At 40.6% G+C, this 18,151-nt stretch carries 23 protein-coding genes and 1 pseudogene; 21 read left to right on the plus strand and 3 right to left on the minus strand.

Features of this window, described 5'->3' with window-relative positions; translation table 11 throughout:
- The 8 genes and pseudogenes from BSG1_RS21415 to BSG1_RS15665 form a co-directional block, all read left to right on the plus strand.
- Positions 1-76: pseudogene (locus BSG1_RS21415) on the plus strand (Holliday junction resolvase RuvX); the annotation flags it as partial.
- Between the two features lie 13 nt (positions 77-89).
- Positions 90-374, plus strand: coding sequence for a DUF1292 domain-containing protein (locus BSG1_RS15635; RefSeq protein ID WP_006838107.1), 285 nt, complete (start codon positions 90-92; stop codon positions 372-374).
- A gap of 647 nt (positions 375-1,021) precedes the next feature.
- Complete coding sequence (gene mltG / locus BSG1_RS15640) at positions 1,022-2,158, plus strand: endolytic transglycosylase MltG (protein WP_006838109.1); 1,137 nt, start codon at positions 1,022-1,024, stop codon at positions 2,156-2,158.
- A gap of 332 nt (positions 2,159-2,490) precedes the next feature.
- Positions 2,491-3,126, plus strand: coding sequence for an O-methyltransferase (locus BSG1_RS15645; RefSeq protein ID WP_006838110.1), 636 nt, complete (start codon positions 2,491-2,493; stop codon positions 3,124-3,126).
- A gap of 80 nt (positions 3,127-3,206) precedes the next feature.
- Positions 3,207-3,842 (plus strand): uridine kinase, encoded by a 636-nt coding sequence (gene udk, locus BSG1_RS15650; protein WP_044023015.1) that lies wholly within the window; start codon positions 3,207-3,209, stop codon positions 3,840-3,842.
- Positions 3,843-4,083: 241 nt separating this feature from the next.
- Positions 4,084-4,560 carry a transcription elongation factor GreA gene (gene greA, locus BSG1_RS15655; protein WP_006838112.1) on the plus strand — a complete coding sequence of 159 codons (477 nt, stop codon included), beginning with the start codon at positions 4,084-4,086 and terminating at the stop codon, positions 4,558-4,560.
- Positions 4,561-4,790: 230 nt separating this feature from the next.
- Positions 4,791-6,551, plus strand: coding sequence for a peptidoglycan D,D-transpeptidase FtsI family protein (locus BSG1_RS15660; RefSeq protein ID WP_006838113.1), 1,761 nt, complete (start codon positions 4,791-4,793; stop codon positions 6,549-6,551).
- Positions 6,552-6,671: 120 nt separating this feature from the next.
- The gene (locus BSG1_RS15665) at positions 6,672-7,454 is read left to right on the plus strand and encodes a DUF1510 family protein (RefSeq protein WP_006838114.1); all 783 of its coding nucleotides are present in this window, start codon (positions 6,672-6,674) and stop codon (positions 7,452-7,454) included.
- Positions 7,455-7,500: 46 nt separating this feature from the next.
- Here BSG1_RS15665 and BSG1_RS15670 read toward each other — a convergent pair whose 3' ends face one another.
- Positions 7,501-7,713 carry a YrzA family protein gene (locus BSG1_RS15670; RefSeq protein WP_006838115.1) on the minus strand — a complete coding sequence of 71 codons (213 nt, stop codon included), beginning with the start codon at positions 7,711-7,713 and terminating at the stop codon, positions 7,501-7,503.
- Positions 7,714-7,870: 157 nt separating this feature from the next.
- Here BSG1_RS15670 and mtnN point away from each other — a divergent pair, with 157 nt between their 5' ends.
- The 5 genes from mtnN (at position 7,871) to BSG1_RS20505 (ending at position 10,031) form a co-directional block, all read left to right on the plus strand.
- Positions 7,871-8,566, plus strand: a complete 696-nt coding sequence (gene mtnN / locus BSG1_RS15675; protein WP_006838116.1) for a 5'-methylthioadenosine/S-adenosylhomocysteine nucleosidase — start codon at positions 7,871-7,873, stop codon at positions 8,564-8,566.
- A gap of 224 nt (positions 8,567-8,790) precedes the next feature.
- Positions 8,791-9,042 (plus strand): YrhC family protein, encoded by a 252-nt coding sequence (locus tag BSG1_RS15680; RefSeq protein WP_156791505.1) that lies wholly within the window; start codon positions 8,791-8,793, stop codon positions 9,040-9,042.
- Between the two features lie 472 nt (positions 9,043-9,514).
- Positions 9,515-9,652, plus strand: a complete 138-nt coding sequence (locus BSG1_RS20495; protein ID WP_083802904.1) for a YrzI family small protein — start codon at positions 9,515-9,517, stop codon at positions 9,650-9,652.
- 51 nt (positions 9,653-9,703) lie between these two features.
- Entirely contained in the window at positions 9,704-9,841 is a 138-nt protein-coding gene (locus tag BSG1_RS20500; RefSeq protein WP_083802905.1) for a YrzI family small protein, read from the plus strand.
- A gap of 52 nt (positions 9,842-9,893) precedes the next feature.
- A complete protein-coding gene (locus BSG1_RS20505) occupies positions 9,894-10,031 on the plus strand; it encodes a YrzI family small protein (protein WP_083802906.1) in 138 nt (45 codons plus the stop codon).
- Positions 10,032-10,438: 407 nt separating this feature from the next.
- Here the strand turns inward: BSG1_RS20505 and sigK are convergent, their stop codons facing one another.
- Positions 10,439-11,155, minus strand: coding sequence for an RNA polymerase sporulation sigma factor SigK (sigK, locus tag BSG1_RS15685; protein ID WP_006838120.1), 717 nt, complete (start codon positions 11,153-11,155; stop codon positions 10,439-10,441).
- 217 nt (positions 11,156-11,372) lie between these two features.
- On the opposite strand from sigK, the gene BSG1_RS21155 reads away from it, so the two are divergent.
- Both BSG1_RS21155 and BSG1_RS15695 read left to right on the plus strand, forming a co-directional pair.
- Positions 11,373-11,516 carry a hypothetical protein gene (locus BSG1_RS21155; protein WP_198008246.1) on the plus strand — a complete coding sequence of 48 codons (144 nt, stop codon included), beginning with the start codon at positions 11,373-11,375 and terminating at the stop codon, positions 11,514-11,516.
- 804 nt (positions 11,517-12,320) lie between these two features.
- On the plus strand, positions 12,321-13,106 hold the full coding sequence (locus tag BSG1_RS15695) for a phosphatidylserine decarboxylase (protein ID WP_006838123.1): 786 nt from the start codon (positions 12,321-12,323) through the stop codon (positions 13,104-13,106).
- Positions 13,107-13,533: 427 nt separating this feature from the next.
- Here the strand turns inward: BSG1_RS15695 and BSG1_RS15700 are convergent, their stop codons facing one another.
- On the minus strand, positions 13,534-13,674 hold the full coding sequence (locus BSG1_RS15700) for a sporulation histidine kinase inhibitor Sda (RefSeq protein WP_006838124.1): 141 nt from the start codon (positions 13,672-13,674) through the stop codon (positions 13,534-13,536).
- Positions 13,675-14,137: 463 nt separating this feature from the next.
- On the opposite strand from BSG1_RS15700, the gene BSG1_RS15705 reads away from it, so the two are divergent.
- The 6 genes from BSG1_RS15705 (at position 14,138) to yqeK (ending at position 18,121) form a co-directional block, all read left to right on the plus strand.
- Positions 14,138-14,659, plus strand: coding sequence for a YqeG family HAD IIIA-type phosphatase (locus tag BSG1_RS15705; RefSeq protein ID WP_006838125.1), 522 nt, complete (start codon positions 14,138-14,140; stop codon positions 14,657-14,659).
- Complete coding sequence (gene yqeH / locus BSG1_RS15710) at positions 14,641-15,756, plus strand: ribosome biogenesis GTPase YqeH (protein ID WP_006838126.1); 1,116 nt, start codon at positions 14,641-14,643, stop codon at positions 15,754-15,756. Before BSG1_RS15705 ends, yqeH begins: the two co-directional genes overlap by 19 nt.
- Positions 15,757-15,850: 94 nt before the next feature.
- A complete protein-coding gene (gene aroE, locus BSG1_RS15715) occupies positions 15,851-16,684 on the plus strand; it encodes a shikimate dehydrogenase (RefSeq protein WP_006838127.1) in 834 nt (277 codons plus the stop codon).
- Between the two features lies 1 nt (position 16,685).
- Positions 16,686-16,979, plus strand: a complete 294-nt coding sequence (gene yhbY / locus BSG1_RS15720; protein ID WP_006838128.1) for a ribosome assembly RNA-binding protein YhbY — start codon at positions 16,686-16,688, stop codon at positions 16,977-16,979.
- A 13-nt stretch (positions 16,980-16,992) separates the two neighbouring features.
- Complete coding sequence (locus tag BSG1_RS15725; RefSeq protein ID WP_006838129.1) at positions 16,993-17,568, plus strand: nicotinate-nucleotide adenylyltransferase; 576 nt, start codon at positions 16,993-16,995, stop codon at positions 17,566-17,568.
- Complete coding sequence (yqeK, locus tag BSG1_RS15730; RefSeq protein WP_006838130.1) at positions 17,555-18,121, plus strand: bis(5'-nucleosyl)-tetraphosphatase (symmetrical) YqeK; 567 nt, start codon at positions 17,555-17,557, stop codon at positions 18,119-18,121. The genes BSG1_RS15725 and yqeK overlap by 14 nt, the downstream gene beginning before the upstream one ends.
- The last annotated feature ends 30 nt before the right edge of the window (positions 18,122-18,151 follow it).

Genomic DNA, 18,151 nt, shown 5'->3' on the forward strand with positions numbered 1-18,151 from the left:
GAAAAAACGGAAAAAAGTGATCGATAAAATGGCTGCTGCCTTTATCCTTCAAGGATATTTGGACAGCCAAAAATAAGAGGTGCATACAAATGGAACACGGCGAAAAACAAATTACAATCATCGATGAAGAAGGAAGCGAACAGCTTTGTGAGGTTCTTTTCACATTCGAATCAGATCAATTCAACAAATCATATGTCCTTTACTACCCAGTTGGGGCTGACGAAAATGGCGACGAAGAAATCGAAATCCATGCTTCTGCATTCGTTCCTGGAGACGAAGGCGAAGAAGGCGAATTGAAGCCAATCGAAACAGAAGAAGAATGGGATATGATCGAAGAAATGCTTGAAACATTCCTTGATGAGGAAGAAGAATAAGAAGAACGGGTTGTTAGCATAACATACCTGACGGAGGGTGAATTCATTTATGAATTCACCTTCTTTTTTTGTGGATTTTTTATATCGGATTGCTTTGGTCTGGTCTTAGTCGTGTATAAAGGTAATAATTGATACATGAGTTTCTCCAGATGGTCTTAGTCATGTATGAAAAATTCGATCGTTGATACATAAGTTACCTCAGGTGGTCCGACTCATGTAAGAAACCCGGGATCCTTGGTACATGAGTTTCTTCGGATGGCGCGACTGATGTATGAAAAATTTGATCTTTGATACATGAGTTACTTCAGATGGTCCGACTCATGTATGAAAAACTAGGTAATTGATACATGAGTTACTTCAAATAGCCCGACATATGTATGCTTCCATCATTCACATCCCCCGATCGAAAGGGTGTATGTATCACCTGCACAGCAGCGTAATCGGACCGGCATAAACACCTCATCCCCCGTTTATCATCCCACGGGGCCACAATCAAAAATCATGGAAGAGCATTCGGAAAATGGAAAGAAGATTCCTTTTTTTGCAGAATGTCCTCTTTTTTTGGTCGAAAAATATAGTATAATGAAAAAGATGCATGTCGAATTTTAAGGGGGAACCCCGTTATTGCTCGAGAGGGGGAATATATAATGAGTGAAGAAAAAAAATCAAAAAAAGAGATTCTTTTATCAAAATTAATAGAGCGAAAAGAAGAAGCAAAAGTTATTAGGAAGATTGTCGGAATTATAGTGCTTTCACTATTTATCATTATTGGAGGTACAGCTGTCGGAGGCTATATGTATGTGAAATCGGCACTTCAGCCTGTTGATGAGGACAATAATAAGTCAGTCAATGTGGAAATACCGATAGGATCAGGTGTGACGTCCATCGGAAACATTTTAGAAGAGAATGGCATTATCAAAAATGCGTTTATTTTTAAATACTATGTGAAATTCAATAATGAATCCGGATTCCAAGCAGGGAATTATGATTTGACCCCTGCCATGACACTTGATGAAATCATCACCAGCTTGAAGACAGGAAAAGTGATGTTAAAGGCGGAATTCAAAATTACAATTCCGGAAGGCCTGCAATTGGATCAAATTGCAGAAAGAATCGCGAAAGAAACCCCTTATGCAACAGAAGAGGTCTTAAAGAAACTTGATGATAGAAGCTATATTGAAGAACTGATAGCCAAGTATCCGGACCTTCTGAAGGAAGAAGAAATCATGGCCGAAGCTGTCAAACACCCTCTGGAGGGGTACCTTTATCCTTCTACCTATCCGTTTTATGAAGAGGAGCCTTCATTGGAAGCGATCATTGAAAAAATGGTGTCACAGACTCAGGATGTTTTGACACAATATGAGACATCAAGGGTAGAGCAGGATCTGACGGTACATGAACTGCTCACAATGTCTTCCTTGGTGGAAGAAGAAGCGACCGAAAAGGCGGATCGCGGCAAGATCTCAAGCGTTTTCTATAATCGCCTGGAAGAAGGTATGCCTTTGCAGACCGACCCTACTGTGCTGTACGCTTTGGGGGAACATAAATCTAGAACCCTATACAAAGATCTGGAAGTCGAATCTCCGTACAATACGTATAAGCACACAGGACTACCGCCAGGTCCGATTGCGAATGCGGGATTAAGCTCTATCGAAGCCGCTCTTAAACCGGATAATACAGAATATTACTACTTCCTTGCTTCTCAAGAAGGAACTGTCTACTACTCTGAAACTCTGGATGAGCACAATGAGAAAAAGGCCGAATATATTACTTCGGAACAGTAAGGTCTATTGGAACGGCCGCATTAGGCGAAACAGAGGCTGTCTGTTTATTAGGAGATGCTGAGCGTAAGCGAACCTTGGACAGCCAGCGTTTTCCAATAAATTTAAAGGGGAAAGTTTATTAGCTTTCCCTTTTTTATTGTGCTAAAATAGTACAAGTGTTTTTTAGAAATACGCCATAACAAACATGATATATATTTCAGGTAGAAAGCTTGCGGGCTTTCTACTTTTATGTAGGATTTTATCGAACCAGTTTAGGATAGCGATTCAGCTGATCATGATAAGACGCATTTGTTTATGTTCTTGCCTTCAAAACCGGAAAGTGAGTGAATACCTTGGATAATGCAGTTAATGCTTATATTGAATCTTTAATAAAAGAACGAAGTGATCTTTTAAAAGAGATGGAAACCTTCGCTGAAAAAGAAAATGTACCCATCATGGAGCTGGCAGGCATCGAAACCCTGCTTCAACTTTTGAGAATTCAGAAGCCGAAGAGGATTCTGGAAATTGGAACGGCAATCGGATACTCGGGCCTGAGAATGGCAGAAGCCCTTCCGGATACTGAAATCGTCACAATTGAAAGAGATGAAGCACGCTATCAGCAAGCGCTGAACTTTGTAGGGCGCTCTCCTCAGAAAGACCAGCTGGACATTATATTCGGTGATGCATTGGAAAAGGTCCCAGAGGTTGAAGGAAAGGGTCCTTTTGATGCATTATTCATTGATGCTGCAAAAGGGCAGTATCAAAAGTTTTTTGATCTTTATGCACCTCTGCTTACGGATGAAGGAGTGGTCTACTCTGACAATGTTTTGTTTAAAGGAATGGTGGCAGAGGAAGAAGTAGAAAATAAGCGAATCCGTCAAATGGTTAAAAAACTTAAAAGTTACAACGATTGGCTGATGAATCATCCTGAATATAACACAGTAATCATCCCTGTTGGGGACGGGATTGCTGTCAGCAGAAAAAAATAATGGTTTTAGTTTATGCATGAGTGGACCGTTTAGTGATACTCGGATCTGCAGCACGGAAAATGAAAGGAGTCATACCATCAATGAACCACAAGCCAATTGTCATCGGTGTAGCCGGAGGATCGGGGTCTGGAAAAACAAGTGTCACCCGTTCCATATATGAATCGTTTCAGGAACATTCCATCCTGATGATTGAACAGGATTATTATTATAAAGATCAAAGTCATTTGCCTTTTGAAGAGAGACTTAAAACGAATTATGACCATCCGCTTGCATTCGATAATGACCTTTTAATCGCTCATTTAATGAAACTGTTAAAGAGTGAGGGCATCGAAAAACCCGTCTATGACTATAAAATGCATACACGTTCTCAGGAAACTATCCTGGTCGAACCAAAGGATGTCATAATTTTAGAGGGAATCTTGGTATTAGAAGATGAAAGATTGCGTAACTTAATGGATATCAAGCTTTATGTGGATACTGACGCAGATTTGCGAATCATCCGCCGGATGCTGCGAGATATCAAAGAACGCGGCCGTTCCATCGATTCAGTCATTGATCAATACATCAATGTAGTCCGCCCGATGCATAATCAATTTATCGAACCGACAAAACGATATGCGGATATAATCATCCCTGAAGGCGGCCATAATCATGTAGCCATTGATTTAATGGTAACAAAAATTCAAACAATTCTTGAACAAAAATCATTTTTGTAATACGATAGCATAGATAAAAACATATAGTAATTTTCAGAAAGCTTTATCACCCCGAAGGAATCAACTACAAGCGAATATTCTTTTTTAGGGAATGGACGATCAGGATTTACCCTTTTGTGTCCATTCCCTGAATTACAATGGAAGATTAAGCTGAAGAGGAATTCCAAAGCACAAGGTACACGCTTATGTACATAAAGGACCGGTGGGAGGTTCTTATACTTTTTATAAGGAGTGAAGTATTTTGGCAACAGAAAAAGTATTTCCAATGACACAAGAAGGTAAAGAGAAATTAGAAAAAGAACTTGAGCAATTAAAATCAGTTAAACGTAAAGAAGTTGTGGAAAGAATCAAGATCGCCCGCAGTTTCGGTGACTTATCAGAGAACTCAGAGTACGATGCTGCGAAAGATGAGCAGGCATTCGTTGAAGGACGAATTTCGACTCTGGAAAACATGATCAGAAACGCGAAAATCATCCAAGAAGATGAAATGAATTCTGACACAGTAACACTTGGAAAATCCGTTACATTCATCGAACTTCCAGATGGTGACGAAGAAACGTATACGATTGTCGGAAGTGCCGAAGCTGATCCGTTTGAAGGAAAAATCTCCAATGATTCTCCAATTGCGAAAAGTTTGCTTGGCCACAAAGTAGGCAGCGAAGTTTCGGTTCAAACTCCAGGCGGAGAAATGAATGTGAAAATTACAGCAGTGAATTAAGTTATATGTTGATGTGATGAAGGCTTGTGCTTTCATCACTTTTTTTATTGGTAATTTGGACAGCGCAATAAATGCAGCTTTTGGCCTGTCAACCAATTCAGCCTTTCTATCAAAGAGTATGCGCCACCGTGATCTGCCAAAGAATTGATTTTATATTAATATCTCTTCTCTTTTCCCTGCATAAGTATGTTTCGCGCTAAAACGTCAACAATGTTGACGAGGTGTTCTAGATGAGAAAAAAACGAATATACTTTTTCAGTGGAATGGTTCTGCTTATTATGATAGGGCTTCTTGTGCGGCTGGTTCAGATTCAATTGCTTGAAGCCGAGTCATTTTCGAAACATCATGTAAACTTGATTGAGAACAGTGTGAATCAAAGAACTCAACAGTTGATCATTGATGAGGGCAGAGGGTCGTTCCTTGACAGAGATGGAGAATCTATTAACTATGAGACAAAAAATGTTCTGGTGCTGTTTCCTTTTTTGGCCAGAATTGAGTGGGATGCCAAAAAGGTAGCGGACATTTTAAAAATAAACGAAGAAGACCTTTTGAAAGATATTGAAGAGGCTAAAGAGCCGTTTGTGTATGGCGGCAAGGCACCCTACATATTAAGTGAAGTGCAGATGAATAAGGTTAACAACCTGCAGCTGAAAGGTGTATTTGCATTGAAGCGTAAATACCCTAAAGGAGAAATTCTGGCTGAACAATTGATAGGGTTGACTGGAGAAAACGAAGAACGGTTTCATGCCAGATATCCAGACAGAGTAAAAGGGGCAACTCAAAAGATAGGTATTTCCGGTTTGGAGAAAGCCTTCGATGAGTGGCTGATAGCCGAACAGGAATCAAAGCTGATTTATCATGTTGATGCCAGAGGTGGTCCCTTGTTTGGAGTCGATGTGAAATATCTCGCTCCCGCTAATCCCTTTTATCCGTTAGATATTAAGACGACGATAGATTCAGAATTGCAAAAGAAACTGGAAGATCTGATTGATCAACACGCTATTAAAAGAGGCGGTGCCGTACTTCTTGACATTGAGAGCGGAAATATCTTAGCAAGCGTCTCAAGGCCGGTTGTCCAACAGGGAACTCCTTTTTCCAATGAGGGGGCGAAAAATTTGATGACAACGCAGCTTGTTCCGGGATCGGTCTTTAAAACGGTGGTGGCTTCTGCGGCGATTGACCTTAATCTTGTCGATGAAAGTGCCTTATTTAATTGTGACGAAACGATTTATGGAAAACCTGCACCAAAACCTCACGGCACAATCAATATCAATGAAAGTTTTGCGGTCAGCTGCAACAGGACGTTTGCTGATATAGCGAAAAAGTTGATAGAAGAAGATGATCAAACACTTGACCGGTATGCAGAGAAACTTGGGTTGATAGGGGAAATCGGCTGGAAAGGCAGTGTCTTTCATTATGAAGACTTCGAACAGCTGCCGATTGATAGTGGAAGAATATTCATTAATGATGGTGAAAGAGAAGAAGCGAATTATGTAGCTCAGACCGGGATAGGCCAGAGGGAAGTTCGTGTAACTCCCCTTGGGGTGGCCAACATGATGGCTACCATTGCTAGGGGCGGCAAAAAACAGAGTATCAGGACGGTAAGCAGCATTCACTATAAGAACGGGACTGAATTGGTAGATTTTCCTGTACAAAAAGAAGATGAACTAGCGCTCTCACCTTATACTGCTATGAAAATGCAGCAGTACCTGAGGAATGTCGTTGCAGGAGAATCAGGAACAGCAAAGTTTTTGCAGACGGCGGCTTATGAAATTGCTGGAAAAACAGGAACTGCCCAGACAGGACAATACAGTGGTGAGAAAGAATTGTATAACAAATGGTTTGCCGGCTATTTTCCGTTCGATAGCCCTAAGTATGCACTGGCAGTCGTGAATATGGATGTGTTGGAATATGAAGGAGGAATATATCCGGTCTTTAAAGATATTGCCGATATGATCCATTCAAACAGCCAAACAGGAGAAGAATCTTAATAGGAAAACATTCTTATTTTAAGTAAATTTCTTTTGATGAATTTATTTGCGTGATAGAATGGGTAATAGAGAAAAAGAGCCTTACTGTAAAGGCATAATGTTGCAGAGGAGTGTACGAGGATGCCAAAGTATACATCACGTTTAGATAAAAGGTCTAAAAAGAAATCAAATGTCATTTTAAATAGTCTGATTGGGATTGTTGTATTGCTGATTGTAATTGTCGGTGCAACGATTTTCCTGGGAAATGACACCGAACCGGCAGCAGGGGATGACAATACAGCCCAAAACAATGAAGTCGCTGACAGCATTTCTTCCAATGAAGAAGAGGAATCTTCTACTGACGCAGGGGTGGAAGAGGACGAAGAAACTTCTACAGATGAAGAATTGACTGAAGAAGAACAAGTTGATACAGAAGCAGATACAGCGTCTGAGGACTCTGACAGCGAAGATAAGCCGGTTGCAGATGGCGAAAGCTTATCGCAAGACGAAGAAAAAGAAGATAAGGAAAAAGAAGATACAGAAAAGAAAGATGAAGAGTCATCTTCTGAAGAAGATAAAAAGATTGTAAGAGAAAGCGATGAACCAAACGTCAAGAAAGAAATCATCAATCCGAATTGGAAGCCGGTCGGAACCGTTCAGACTGGGGAACATGTCTATAAGTATGAAGATACCTCATCTCCTGATTGGCAGGAAAAAATAGATGCACTGGCTTATGCAACAGGGTTATCTGAAGACAATATGACTGTCTGGTGGGTTGAGCGAAACGGAAGTGACCACAAAGCAATCGGTACAGTCGCACCAAAAGACCAATCGACGACTTATCGCGTTTATCTCGAATGGGTGGACGGCAAAGGCTGGAAACCTGTGAAAATGCAAGAACTGATTGAGAATGATAAAGATTAATAAGAAAATAATGGCCCCCAAGGATCTGCTCCTTCAGGGGCCATTTTTAGTTCATGGATTTTACTTTGAAGTGAACAACCGCTGTATATAATGGATGCCCTTTATCATCGATTGTTACATTATGGGAAACAGAATGAACAGACAGCAGAATGCTTTTGTTATGCCCGACTTGCTCGTTAATTTTCCTCTCGAGTGTCTGCAAGTCCCTGGCTTCGAAAAATTCAATCTTATCCTGAATCAAATCAAATTCTATATTCATTAGATTACTCCTCCTTTTGTAATGTTTAGAATGAAAGACAATCGTGCCCTGCAAGCTAAATTGCAGAGCGATGATGTGGAAAACACATTGCCTTTAGGTTAAAATAGCTACATACATAAAGAGTATACAATAAGGTGAATGAAAAGAGGTATTTGTTATGAAAATTGCTATTATCGGAGCTATGGAAGAAGAAGTCAGGCTATTAAGAGAGAATATTGAAAACGCCAAAGAAGAAGTAATCGGAGGAAGCCAATATACAGCAGGCAGCATGCATGGTGTAGAGGTTGTTCTCCTGCGTTCCGGAATCGGGAAGGTCAATGCAGCTATGAGCACCGCTGTCCTGCTTGAGAGATTTAAGCCGGACTGTGTCATCAATACTGGCTCTGCGGGCGGTTTTGATGCTGAATTGAATGTCGGCGATGTTGTCATTTCCACAGATGTGAGACATCATGATGTGGACGTAACGGCCTTTGGCTATGAGTATGGACAAGTTCCGCAGCTTCCGGCAGCCTTCACAGCTGATGAAAAATTAAAAGAAGTTGCTGCTGAAAGTGCTAAAGAAACTTCTAATGTTAAAATTGTGTCCGGTTTAATTGCAACAGGGGACTCATTCATGAATGATCCTGCTCGCGTAGAAGCGATTCGTGATAAGTTTGAAAATCTCCAGGCTGTTGAGATGGAAGCCGCTGCAATCGCTCAAGTGGCTCATCAGTTCGAAGTGCCTTTTGTCATTATCCGTTCTCTTTCTGACATTGCAGGAAAAGAATCTCATGTTTCCTTTGATCAGTACCTGGAAACAGCGGCAGTTAATTCTGCAAATCTAGTTATGAAAATGGTCTCTAAATTAAAATAAATTTTTCTGAGGGCGGTTTTCTAAAGATTGGTTGGGTGCATATGGCCCAAGGAAAACACTGAGATTCCTGCAGCTGACATCGAAGTAAAAGGTAAACCTGAAAATCCCTTCTTCTACATTTGGTGAGATTTACATGAATAAATACTCCGCTTTCTATGTTAAGGTGGAAATAGAGTATTTTGTAAATCTATTACTTGAAACCCGATGGAAAGAAGGGATTTCCTTTGGAAAATATTAAAAAGAATTTAAGTGATAAAATCATAGATTATAAACGATTTGCCTTTGTGCTCGTTTCGGTAAGTGTATTTCTTTATCTGGGGGCTGTTCTTCCTGTAGAAGAGAAAACTATCTTTCAGACGTACACTCTTATGGGTGGAACAATAATCATGCTTGGATTCTCAGGAATGTTTTTTTATCAAGCAGCCATGTTGAAGAAGAAGCTGACAGATATGGACGATGAAAGAGTAAATATGTAATGCTAAAGCCTGGTGAGGAAAATTCCTCCCCAGGCTTTTTTGGTTTTTAGTAGATTGTTGCTATTTACCCTGGCTCTTCTGGGTTTGTTTACGGTCGTTAATTAGAGGGGCACATATGGAGTGAAAATCACCTATCTCATTCAACATAAAAAATTGTCTAAAAAAAATGACAATAATATGGTTTACTTTTCCTGTTGAATTGGATATACTTACCTCTGTAAGGAAATAACAATCAGAAAAAAGGAGGTCGAATGACATGATGAAAATTAAAGCTGTAAAAATTGTATCAACTGAATATTTCTATACACATTCGATCGCCAATGGATTGATTATTTCGTAATTTTTATCAAAAAAATCAATCATACCAAGCCGCGGGAGTGTGTGCATTCCTGCGGCTTTTTTGTGTCTGCTGCGGGGAGGTGTCTCTTCGCGGCTTTTTTTATGGGTATGAACTTTACTGGGAGGTGTTAATATGACACTCAATATTCTATTTATGAGTATAACGGTGAAAAAGCGATTGCGTTCTTTAACCGAGCATAATCATGACACTTTGGTCAATCAGCATTTTGAAGAAACCAAATTGAAGCAAGAGTCAGTCCGAATGTTTTAATCTAAGTTGGGGAATGAACGTAAATCTGTAGTTGAAAAGGGAGTTGTAGACATGACACTGAATATCTTATTTATGAGTATAACCGTTAAAAGAAGAATGCGTCCTGTACAGGAGTACCATCATGACGAAATGGTTACCAGGCATTTTGAAGAGCACAAGTTAAAGCAAGAAACAATGAGAATGTACTAATTCGCGTTCCAGTTGGATAAAGTGAGCATCATTAAGAAGAGGAGGTGTTAGTATGACGCTAAATATATTATTCATAAGCATAACCATCAAAAAGCGAAACCAATCGCTTGAAGAATATAATCACGAGCTATTTGTCTCAAAGCGATTTGAAGAAAACAGACTGAAACAAGAATCGATAAAATTATTCTAATCATAAAAAAAATGGAGAGGAGAAAAATACATGATTTTTTATCAGGTGAAACGTCTAAATGCACTCTGGGTGGAGAAGGACTCTGCATAACGATTCTCATATTGATCTTTCTTCACACTAACTTATTGTTCTGATGCATATAAACAACAGAATAAATGTGGGAAGGTGAAGATATGTTTTTAAATGTACCCCTTTTGACTTTGATGATAAAAAGAAAAAAGCGCAAATAAAACAAAGGAGACCGGTTGAGCATTTGCTGCTCATCCGGTCTCCTTTGTTTTTCAAAGAGCGCCACTGTGGGGAAGTTCTCATCAAAGCTGTCAACCTATTCTCTAAGATTGAGTAAGTGTGACTGGCAAATGCCGTTGGTGCCATACCCGCTGCTTAGAAAGCAGAAAGATGAGTATTCAGGAAGATTGGCGTTTTTCTTTTTCTTCCCGATAAAATTCGTGGAACATCTTCATTAGAGCCCTCTTCTCAATTCTGGAGACATAGCTTCTGGAAATGCCCAGCTCCTTGGCAATTTCCCTTTGTGTTTTCTCCTCTTTCATATCAAGCCCGAATCGGCCGATAATGACTTCTTTTTCACGGTCGTCTAATACACATATATATTTTCTTACTTTTTCAAGTTCCATGCTTAACTGTATCGTTTCAATGACATCATCTGCATCTGATTTCAGGATATCTATTAAGCTGATTTCATTGCCTTCCTTGTCCTGGCCTATCGGGTCGTGTAATGAGACATCTTTTTTTGTTTTTTTCAGGGCGCGTAAATGCATAAGAATTTCGTTTTCGATACACCTTGCCGCATAAGTGGCAAGCTTCGTTCCTTTTCCTTCCGAATAACTTTCAATTGCTTTGATTAAACCTATCGTGCCAATTGAGATGAGGTCTTCCGGATCTTCTCCGGTGTTTTCGAATTTTTTTACAATGTGAGCAACGAGCCGCAGGTTGTGTTCGATTAAAATGTTCCTGGCATCCTCATCTCCATTTGCCATTTTTCGTAAGTATTTTTTCTCTTCTTGTGATGAAAGCGGTTGTGGAAAGGCATTGTTTTTCACATAGGATACGAGGAAAACCAATTCTTTTAAAAAATATCCTATAGCTGTAGCGATCGCGGACATACTTTCACCTCCAGTGAAGGACTTTCGCCTATATAGCATCATATGATTAATTTGTTCTGTCCTTGCACGTCCCTGCAATTTAGTTTGTTCGTCAATGTGATTTCTGCAGGATAGGCATGATTTGGGGGAGGAATGCAGATGTGTTCATAAAGCCTATACACGAATGATCTCGTCTGCATAAGATATTTATACCAATACTCATGGGAGGGATTCTAAGATGGTATACGGTTATCCGTACTATTATGTTCCTTATTATCCGCCGCCGAGAAGTTATGGAGGTTTTTACTTGGCGCTTGCGGTAGTCTTGCTCATTTTACTGTTCCTGTTCGGCTGCTGGCGTTATTACCAATTCGCAAGATAAAAATCCGGGTGAACCTTCATCCGGATTTTGTTGTTTTCCCTTGGGTCTTAATTAATAAAGATGTTTCTGAAGAGAAGTTCCCATTTCAATACTTTTTGACGAGGGAAACTTTAAAATATTATTGGATTATAGTTAAATTCCATTTCTTGATTGGAGCTGAGTGATTATCCCCTTCCGCCAATTATCGGGACTAGTCAAAAGTTTGTGCCTTAATAATTTTGTATACTTTATTATAGAAAATATATAGGTAGATTGAAGCGGAAGGTGCGTGACCTCCTGCGGGATTAGCGGGACGTCTAGTTTCAGCGCCCAGCCCCTCGGGGTCAAATAACCCTGAGAGAATAAAAGGAAAGATCGCCTTTTTTTCTCTCAGGAACATTTGCCTGTCGGGTCTGACCAGGGCGCTTCCACTTTTGATGACAGGTGAGACCAAGGTTACGTACCCACTGGAACGTAACCCCGCAGGCGAAGCCGAGGAGGCCAATCCAGCTCCAGCGGCCAGCGACTAGCAGATTTCGGTCTCTCTCCTTGCGATAAGTCATCATCGAATCGCTAATGCTCTTCGTGATTCCTTTATCTCATGCGAGAGCCCTACAATCTGTACGTCGCTGAACGGCCGCTTTCGCTTTTTAGTTCACCGACCGCCCCGCGGAGTCACGCACCTGGAGCGGAAATCAGCTTACCCACATATCCAAAGCAACAAAAGCAACATTACATACGAAAGGAGCTTTTTTAAAAAAAGGTGGACGTTTAAAGACAAGTGTATAATAATTAGTACTACTAAACATTTAAGGAGCTGCAAAGTTGAGAAAAAATTTCTATCGTCTTTGTATCGAATTAACCAATAAAAAATGGACCTCCTTTTTGCTGCGGAAATTTGTCCAATCACCTACCAGTGCACGGTTCATTCCATCCTATATAAAAGCCTATAACATTAGTACCAGGGAAATTGAAAAAAATGCAGATGCCTATCCCAACCTTCATTCTTTTTTTATAAGGAACTTGAAAGAGGGAGTAAGAACGGTTGAAGGTGAGGCCGATGATGTCGTCAGCCCGGTTGATGGAATGCTGGCCGATTCAGGGACTGTAACAGAATCATTAAATATGCATGTGAAAGGAAAAGACTACTCGATAGAAGAAATGCTTGGAAGCAGGGAAAAGGCAAGTGAGTACGTAGGCGGTCAATACATGATCTTGTACTTGAGTCCGGCTGATTATCACCGCATTCACAGTCCGCTGCGTGCATCTGTTCTTGAAAGATGGGAATTGGGAAGGCATTCTTATCCTGTTAATGAGATTGGACTTAAATGGGGAGTCCGCACCTTATCCAAGAATTACCGGTCGATAACTGAAGTTTCCCATGCCTATGGCAAGATGTGTCTTGTCAAAGTGGGCGCGATGTTTGTAAATTCGATTGAGTATACAAATGAGGAGAAGGAATGGGAAAAAGGCGGGGAAATCGGTTATTTTTCTTTTGGCTCGACCGTCATCCTGTTGTTTCAAAAAGGACAGTTCCACTTAAATGAAAAAGTTGATGTGCCAGGTAAAGTGAAAATGGGTCAGTTAATTGGAAAGGTATCAAGGAAATAAGTACTCCCTTGTCTTAACAGGGAGTATTTATTTTGCTGTGTTTATCCACTCTCATAATCCATCAAGAGTGGAACTCTGTGCTCAATCGACCTGCACTAAGCAAATAAGCTCAAAAGGCGCCCCATACATCAAAGAAACATTCAATACGGTTTTGTGTTCGCAGGCAAACTTTCTCAATTACAAAAGGCTCTTTTCTTAAACTTTGTTGCTATTTAATATGAACTTCGAAAAATATTGACATCAAAGACACATTATATCCTGGTAAGCAAGGAAGAAAAGAGCTGCTCCCCTTGTTCAGAGAGAAAAACCTTGTAACCAGGGGAGAAATCCGGCACCAGGGATTTTTCCGAAAGCAACAATCTATACGAAAACAGCGTTATAAAAAGAAAACCAGGTGCTGTGAACACCTGGTTTTCCGTGGTGAAATTTATGAAGAGATCCTGATGCGATAGGACAAGGAGCGGCGGTGAATTTCAGTTTCAATGAGGCGGATAAAATCCGGGTTGAGCTTTAGGTCTTTCGCTTTGTAATAGGATTCAATCAACAGGTCGTCAGAAAGTTTACGCATAGTGCTCACCTCCAAAAGTGATCATATTTTCATTTTTTATCTCATATAGTAGTAAGTTTTAACTTTGTATCATTACTCTACCAAATTTAAACAAACAGAACAAGCGTTCCTTTATCCACAGGTTTAGGTGGATAACTTGTGGTTAACCTGTTTATAAAGGGAATATATTACAGTGTTTCTAGGGGGATAATGTGTATAAAGTTATCCACACTTTTAGGGGTCTTAATTTTGTCGAAAATTATTTAAAAAAATTTGGAATATTTTTATTGGTTTGCCGCTTAAAATCAATTTTTACAGCAGAATCTCATCATTTTTTCTTAAGTTTGGTTAAACTGATGCCTTTAAACTTATTTGATGGTAGAATAGTTCGTCGGCATTTATGCCAAAATGGTTAATTTTGAATCTAAAGGGAAAATTGGTTATGATTATAGCGGTAGAATAGGAAAGTTAGAGGTGTTATAAAGTGTTAAAATCTTTTTTGCCCAATGAGCAAGTTAAAGACGTTTTTCAAATAAAGCCAGAAACTTTAAAAGAACAGGGAATCAAGGCAATCATCACCGACCTTGACAACACCTTGGTGGAATGGGACAGGGCTCAGGCAACTCCCAAATTGATTAAATGGTTCAAATTAATGCAGGATCACGGGATTAAGGTGACGGTGGTTTCCAATAATAATGAAGACCGGGTGCGGAGCTTTGCCGAACCTTTGAATATTCCTTTTATCCATCAAGCCAGAAAGCCGATGGGACGTGCTTTCAGAAGGGCAGTCAAAGAAATGGGTGTAAGCAGGGAGGAAACGGTCGTTGTAGGGGACCAGCTTCTGACGGATGTCCTAGGCGGTAACCGCAGCGGATTCTATACGATTCTTGTCGTCCCTGTTGCCCAGACAGATGGATTTGTAACGAAGTTTAACCGGAAAGTTGAAAGAAGAATCATGAGCTTCTTCAAACGAAAAGGCATGATTCAATGGGAGGAAGAAAAGTGACCAAAATTGTATGTACCGGATGCGGAGTCGGCATTCAAACGGAAGACAAGGAAGAGTTAGGCTATGCTCCTCCGTCTTCATTGGAAAAGGAAGAAATCGTTTGTCAAAGGTGTTTTCGCCTGAAACATTATAATGAAGTGCAGGATGTTTCACTGACAGATGATGACTTCTTGAAGATATTAAATGAAATCGGTAAGGGTGAAGGTCTTATCGTGAAAGTGGTCGATATTTTCGACTTCAATGGCAGCTGGCTGCCCGGCCTTCACCGTTTTGTAGGAAACAATCCAGTTCTATTAATCGGAAATAAAGTAGATTTGCTGCCAAAGTCAGTGAAGCCATCTAAATTGATTAATTGGATGAAATTCCAGGCAAAACAGCTTGGGCTCAAGCCTGTGGATGTCAAGCTGATGAGTGCGGAGAAAGGGCAATATATCGAAGAGGCTGTTGAAGCGATAGAACAATACCGCGACGGAAGAAGTGTCTATGTAGTCGGATGTACGAATGTAGGAAAATCGACGTTCATCAACCGTGTCATCCATCATGTGACCGGTGAGAAGGACATCATCACGACTTCACACTTTCCCGGCACTACTCTTGATATGATTGAAATTCCGTTGGATGACGGAGAGGCGCTTATTGACACGCCTGGTATCATCAACCATCATCAAATGGCTCACTATGTAGATAAAAGGGATTTGAAATATATTACTCCGAAGAAGGAAATCAAGCCGAAAGTATTTCAGTTAAATGAAGGGCAGACATTATTCTTCGGCGGTTTATCCCGTTTTGACTATTTGAGTGGCGGGAGACGTTCCTTTGTCTGCTATCTGTCCAATGAATTGAACATTCATCGTACAAAAGTGGATAAAGCGGATGAACTATATGAAAATCATGCCGGTGTGATGCTTCAGCCTCCAAGGAAGGATGATATGGGCGAGTTCCCTGAATTGGTCCGTCATGAGTTTAGGGTCAAAGAAGGAAAAACGGATATCGTCTTCTCCGGTCTCGGATGGGTTACGATCAATGATCCGGGTGCTACAATTGCTGCGCATGTTCCTAAAGGCGTAAGTGTATTCCTCAGAAAATCATTGATATGAGTATTATGAAAAAATGATGTACTGCTGTGAGTTTAGGTTGATTTAAGCACAAATCAACTTTATAGAAGAGAATGCTATAGTGGGAGGTTTCCCAATGAAAACATTATATGGAGTGATAGGAAATCCTATTGGCCATTCCATGTCCCCGCTTATGCATAACGATGCATTTCAGGAAAAAGGCATAGACAGTCATTATCAGCCATTCCTGGTCAAAAGCGAAGATATCGAAAAAGCTGTGAAGGCATTGAAGGTACTGGGTGTCCAAGGATTTAATGTGACCATTCCGCATAAACGTGCCATTATGCCGCTGCTTGATGAAGTGGATCCCCTTGCAGAGGCAATTGGTGCTGTGAATACAGTGGTAAGAAAAGGGGACCGTTTTATCGGCTTCAACACGGACGGAATGGGGTTCATAAGATCGCTGGAGGAAAGCTGTCCTTTTCCTTTGGACAATAAGGCCGTGTTAATCATCGGTGCCGGCGGAGCGGCAAGGGCCATTTTTTATTCAATGGCCGCTTCAGGCATTAAAAATATAGATATCTGTAATCGCACACCTGAAAAAGGGGAAGATATCATAAAAGATTGTCCGTTTCCATGTACATCAGCTTCTTTATCCTTGCAGCAGGCTGAACAAAGTATGGAATTATATGATATCATTGTCCAAACCACATCTGTCGGTATGCATCCTGAAACCAATGCCATGCCGCTCAATGTGACCCGTATCAAAGAAGGTGCATTTATTTCTGATATTATTTATAATCCTCTGGAAACGAAAATCATGAAGACTTTTTGCGCTCTCGGAGGAAAAGGTGATAATGGGATCGGCATGTTCGTTCATCAAGGAGCACTGGCATTCGAATTATGGACTGGTATTATACCGGATTCCGATCGAATGAGAAATATAGTTCAACAACAACTTGGAGGTTAATATGTTAACAGGCAAACAAAAAAGACATTTACGTTCAGAGGCTCATCACCTAAATCCAATTTTTCAAGTTGGTAAAGGCGGAGTCAATGAGAATATGATCAAACAAATCAGCGAGGCGCTCGAAGCCAGAGAATTAATCAAAATAAGCATTCTGCAAAACTGTGAAGATGATAAAGACACGGTTGCGAAAGAGCTGGCTTCTGGAGCAGGTGCAAATATCGTTCAAATCATTGGCCATACGATTATCTTATATAAGGAATCCAAGGAAAATAAAAAAATCGAACTTCCTAAATAAAGGAGGTCCATTAATGGGAACGCGTGTCGGTATTCTAGGAGGGACATTCAACCCTCCACATTTAGGACATCTGATTATTGCGAATGAAGTCCTTTTCCAATTAGGCCTGGATGAAGTCAGGTTTATGCCTGCAGGTATCCCGCCTCACAAAAACATCAGTGGAGACACATCAGCTGAGCAGCGTGAAGAGATGGTGCGTTTGGCGATTGAAGGCCACACGGGGTTTACTTTGGAACCCATTGAGCTCAAGAAGGAAGGTCCTTCCTATACGTATGAAACGATAAAATTGCTGGTAGAACGAGAGCCTGATGCAGAGTTTCATTTCATTATAGGCGGGGACATGATTGAATTTCTGCCTCAATGGTATAAAATTGAAGAGCTTTCCCAGCTGATTCAATTCGTTGGTGTCAAAAGGCCGGGGTATGAAACAGACTCCCCTTATAATGTGAAAATGATCGAGGTTCCCCAAATTGACATCTCCTCAACATTGATCAGAGACCGGGTCGCTTCAGGGGGGACCGCTACTTACCTCATACCTGAGGTGGTTTCAGATTATATACGAGAGGAGAAACTGTATGGAAAGGGATAAGGCACTCAGTCTTGTAAAAGAGCAGCTGACAGAACATCGTTATCAGCATACGCTGGGAGTGGTAGAAACGGCGATTGAACTGGCAGAGCGCTATGGTGTGGATAAACAAAAAGCAGAACTGGCAGCGATCTTCCATGATTATGCCAAATTCCGCCCGAAAGAAGAAATGAAGGAAATCATTGAAACTCAAGGAATGGATGAACGGCTTTTATCCTATAATACTGAATTGTGGCATGCCCCGGTTGGAGCCTGGCTCGTTAGAACGGAAGCGGGGATAGAGGATGAAGTTATTCTTGATGCCATACGTTTTCACACATCCGGAAGGCCAGGAATGACCCCTCTTGAAAAGGTAATTTACCTGGCGGATTACATTGAACCAGGCAGGCATTTTCCAGGTGTGGATGAAGTTAGGGAATTAGCAAAACATAATCTTGAACAAGCTTTGATCGTTTCCATCAGAAATACGATAACATTTCTCATGAAGAAAAATCAGGCAGTTTTTCCGGATACATTCCATACATTCAATGATTTAGTTCTTAATAATAGGAGTTGAAAAGATGAACAGTAAAGACTTGCTTTCAGT

Source organism: Bacillus sp. SG-1 (genome assembly GCF_000181495.1).
In the GTDB taxonomy this organism is placed as follows: domain Bacteria; phylum Bacillota; class Bacilli; order Bacillales; family Bacillaceae_B; genus Rossellomorea.

Coding starts and splice junctions, on each gene's coding strand:
- mltG (WP_006838109.1), top strand. CDS start 1,022: ATGAGTGAAGAAAAAAAATCAAAAAAAGAGATTCTTTTATCAAAATTA.
- yqeK (WP_006838130.1), top strand. CDS start 17,555: ATGGAAAGGGATAAGGCACTCAGTCTTGTAAAAGAGCAGCTGACAGAA.
- BSG1_RS15665 (WP_006838114.1), top strand. CDS start 6,672: ATGCCAAAGTATACATCACGTTTAGATAAAAGGTCTAAAAAGAAATCA.
- mtnN (WP_006838116.1), top strand. CDS start 7,871: ATGAAAATTGCTATTATCGGAGCTATGGAAGAAGAAGTCAGGCTATTA.
- aroE (WP_006838127.1), top strand. CDS start 15,851: ATGAAAACATTATATGGAGTGATAGGAAATCCTATTGGCCATTCCATG.
- yqeH (WP_006838126.1), top strand. CDS start 14,641: ATGGGAGGAAGAAAAGTGACCAAAATTGTATGTACCGGATGCGGAGTC.
- BSG1_RS20505 (WP_083802906.1), top strand. CDS start 9,894: ATGACGCTAAATATATTATTCATAAGCATAACCATCAAAAAGCGAAAC.
- BSG1_RS15660 (WP_006838113.1), top strand. CDS start 4,791: ATGAGAAAAAAACGAATATACTTTTTCAGTGGAATGGTTCTGCTTATT.
- sigK (WP_006838120.1), bottom strand. CDS start 11,155: ATGTCCGCGATCGCTACAGCTATAGGATATTTTTTAAAAGAATTGGTT.
- BSG1_RS20500 (WP_083802905.1), top strand. CDS start 9,704: ATGACACTGAATATCTTATTTATGAGTATAACCGTTAAAAGAAGAATG.
- udk (WP_044023015.1), top strand. CDS start 3,207: ATGAACCACAAGCCAATTGTCATCGGTGTAGCCGGAGGATCGGGGTCT.
- BSG1_RS15670 (WP_006838115.1), bottom strand. CDS start 7,713: ATGAATATAGAATTTGATTTGATTCAGGATAAGATTGAATTTTTCGAA.
- yhbY (WP_006838128.1), top strand. CDS start 16,686: ATGTTAACAGGCAAACAAAAAAGACATTTACGTTCAGAGGCTCATCAC.
- BSG1_RS15700 (WP_006838124.1), bottom strand. CDS start 13,674: ATGCGTAAACTTTCTGACGACCTGTTGATTGAATCCTATTACAAAGCG.
- BSG1_RS21155 (WP_198008246.1), top strand. CDS start 11,373: ATGGTATACGGTTATCCGTACTATTATGTTCCTTATTATCCGCCGCCG.
- BSG1_RS15635 (WP_006838107.1), top strand. CDS start 90: ATGGAACACGGCGAAAAACAAATTACAATCATCGATGAAGAAGGAAGC.
- BSG1_RS15725 (WP_006838129.1), top strand. CDS start 16,993: ATGGGAACGCGTGTCGGTATTCTAGGAGGGACATTCAACCCTCCACAT.
- BSG1_RS20495 (WP_083802904.1), top strand. CDS start 9,515: ATGACACTCAATATTCTATTTATGAGTATAACGGTGAAAAAGCGATTG.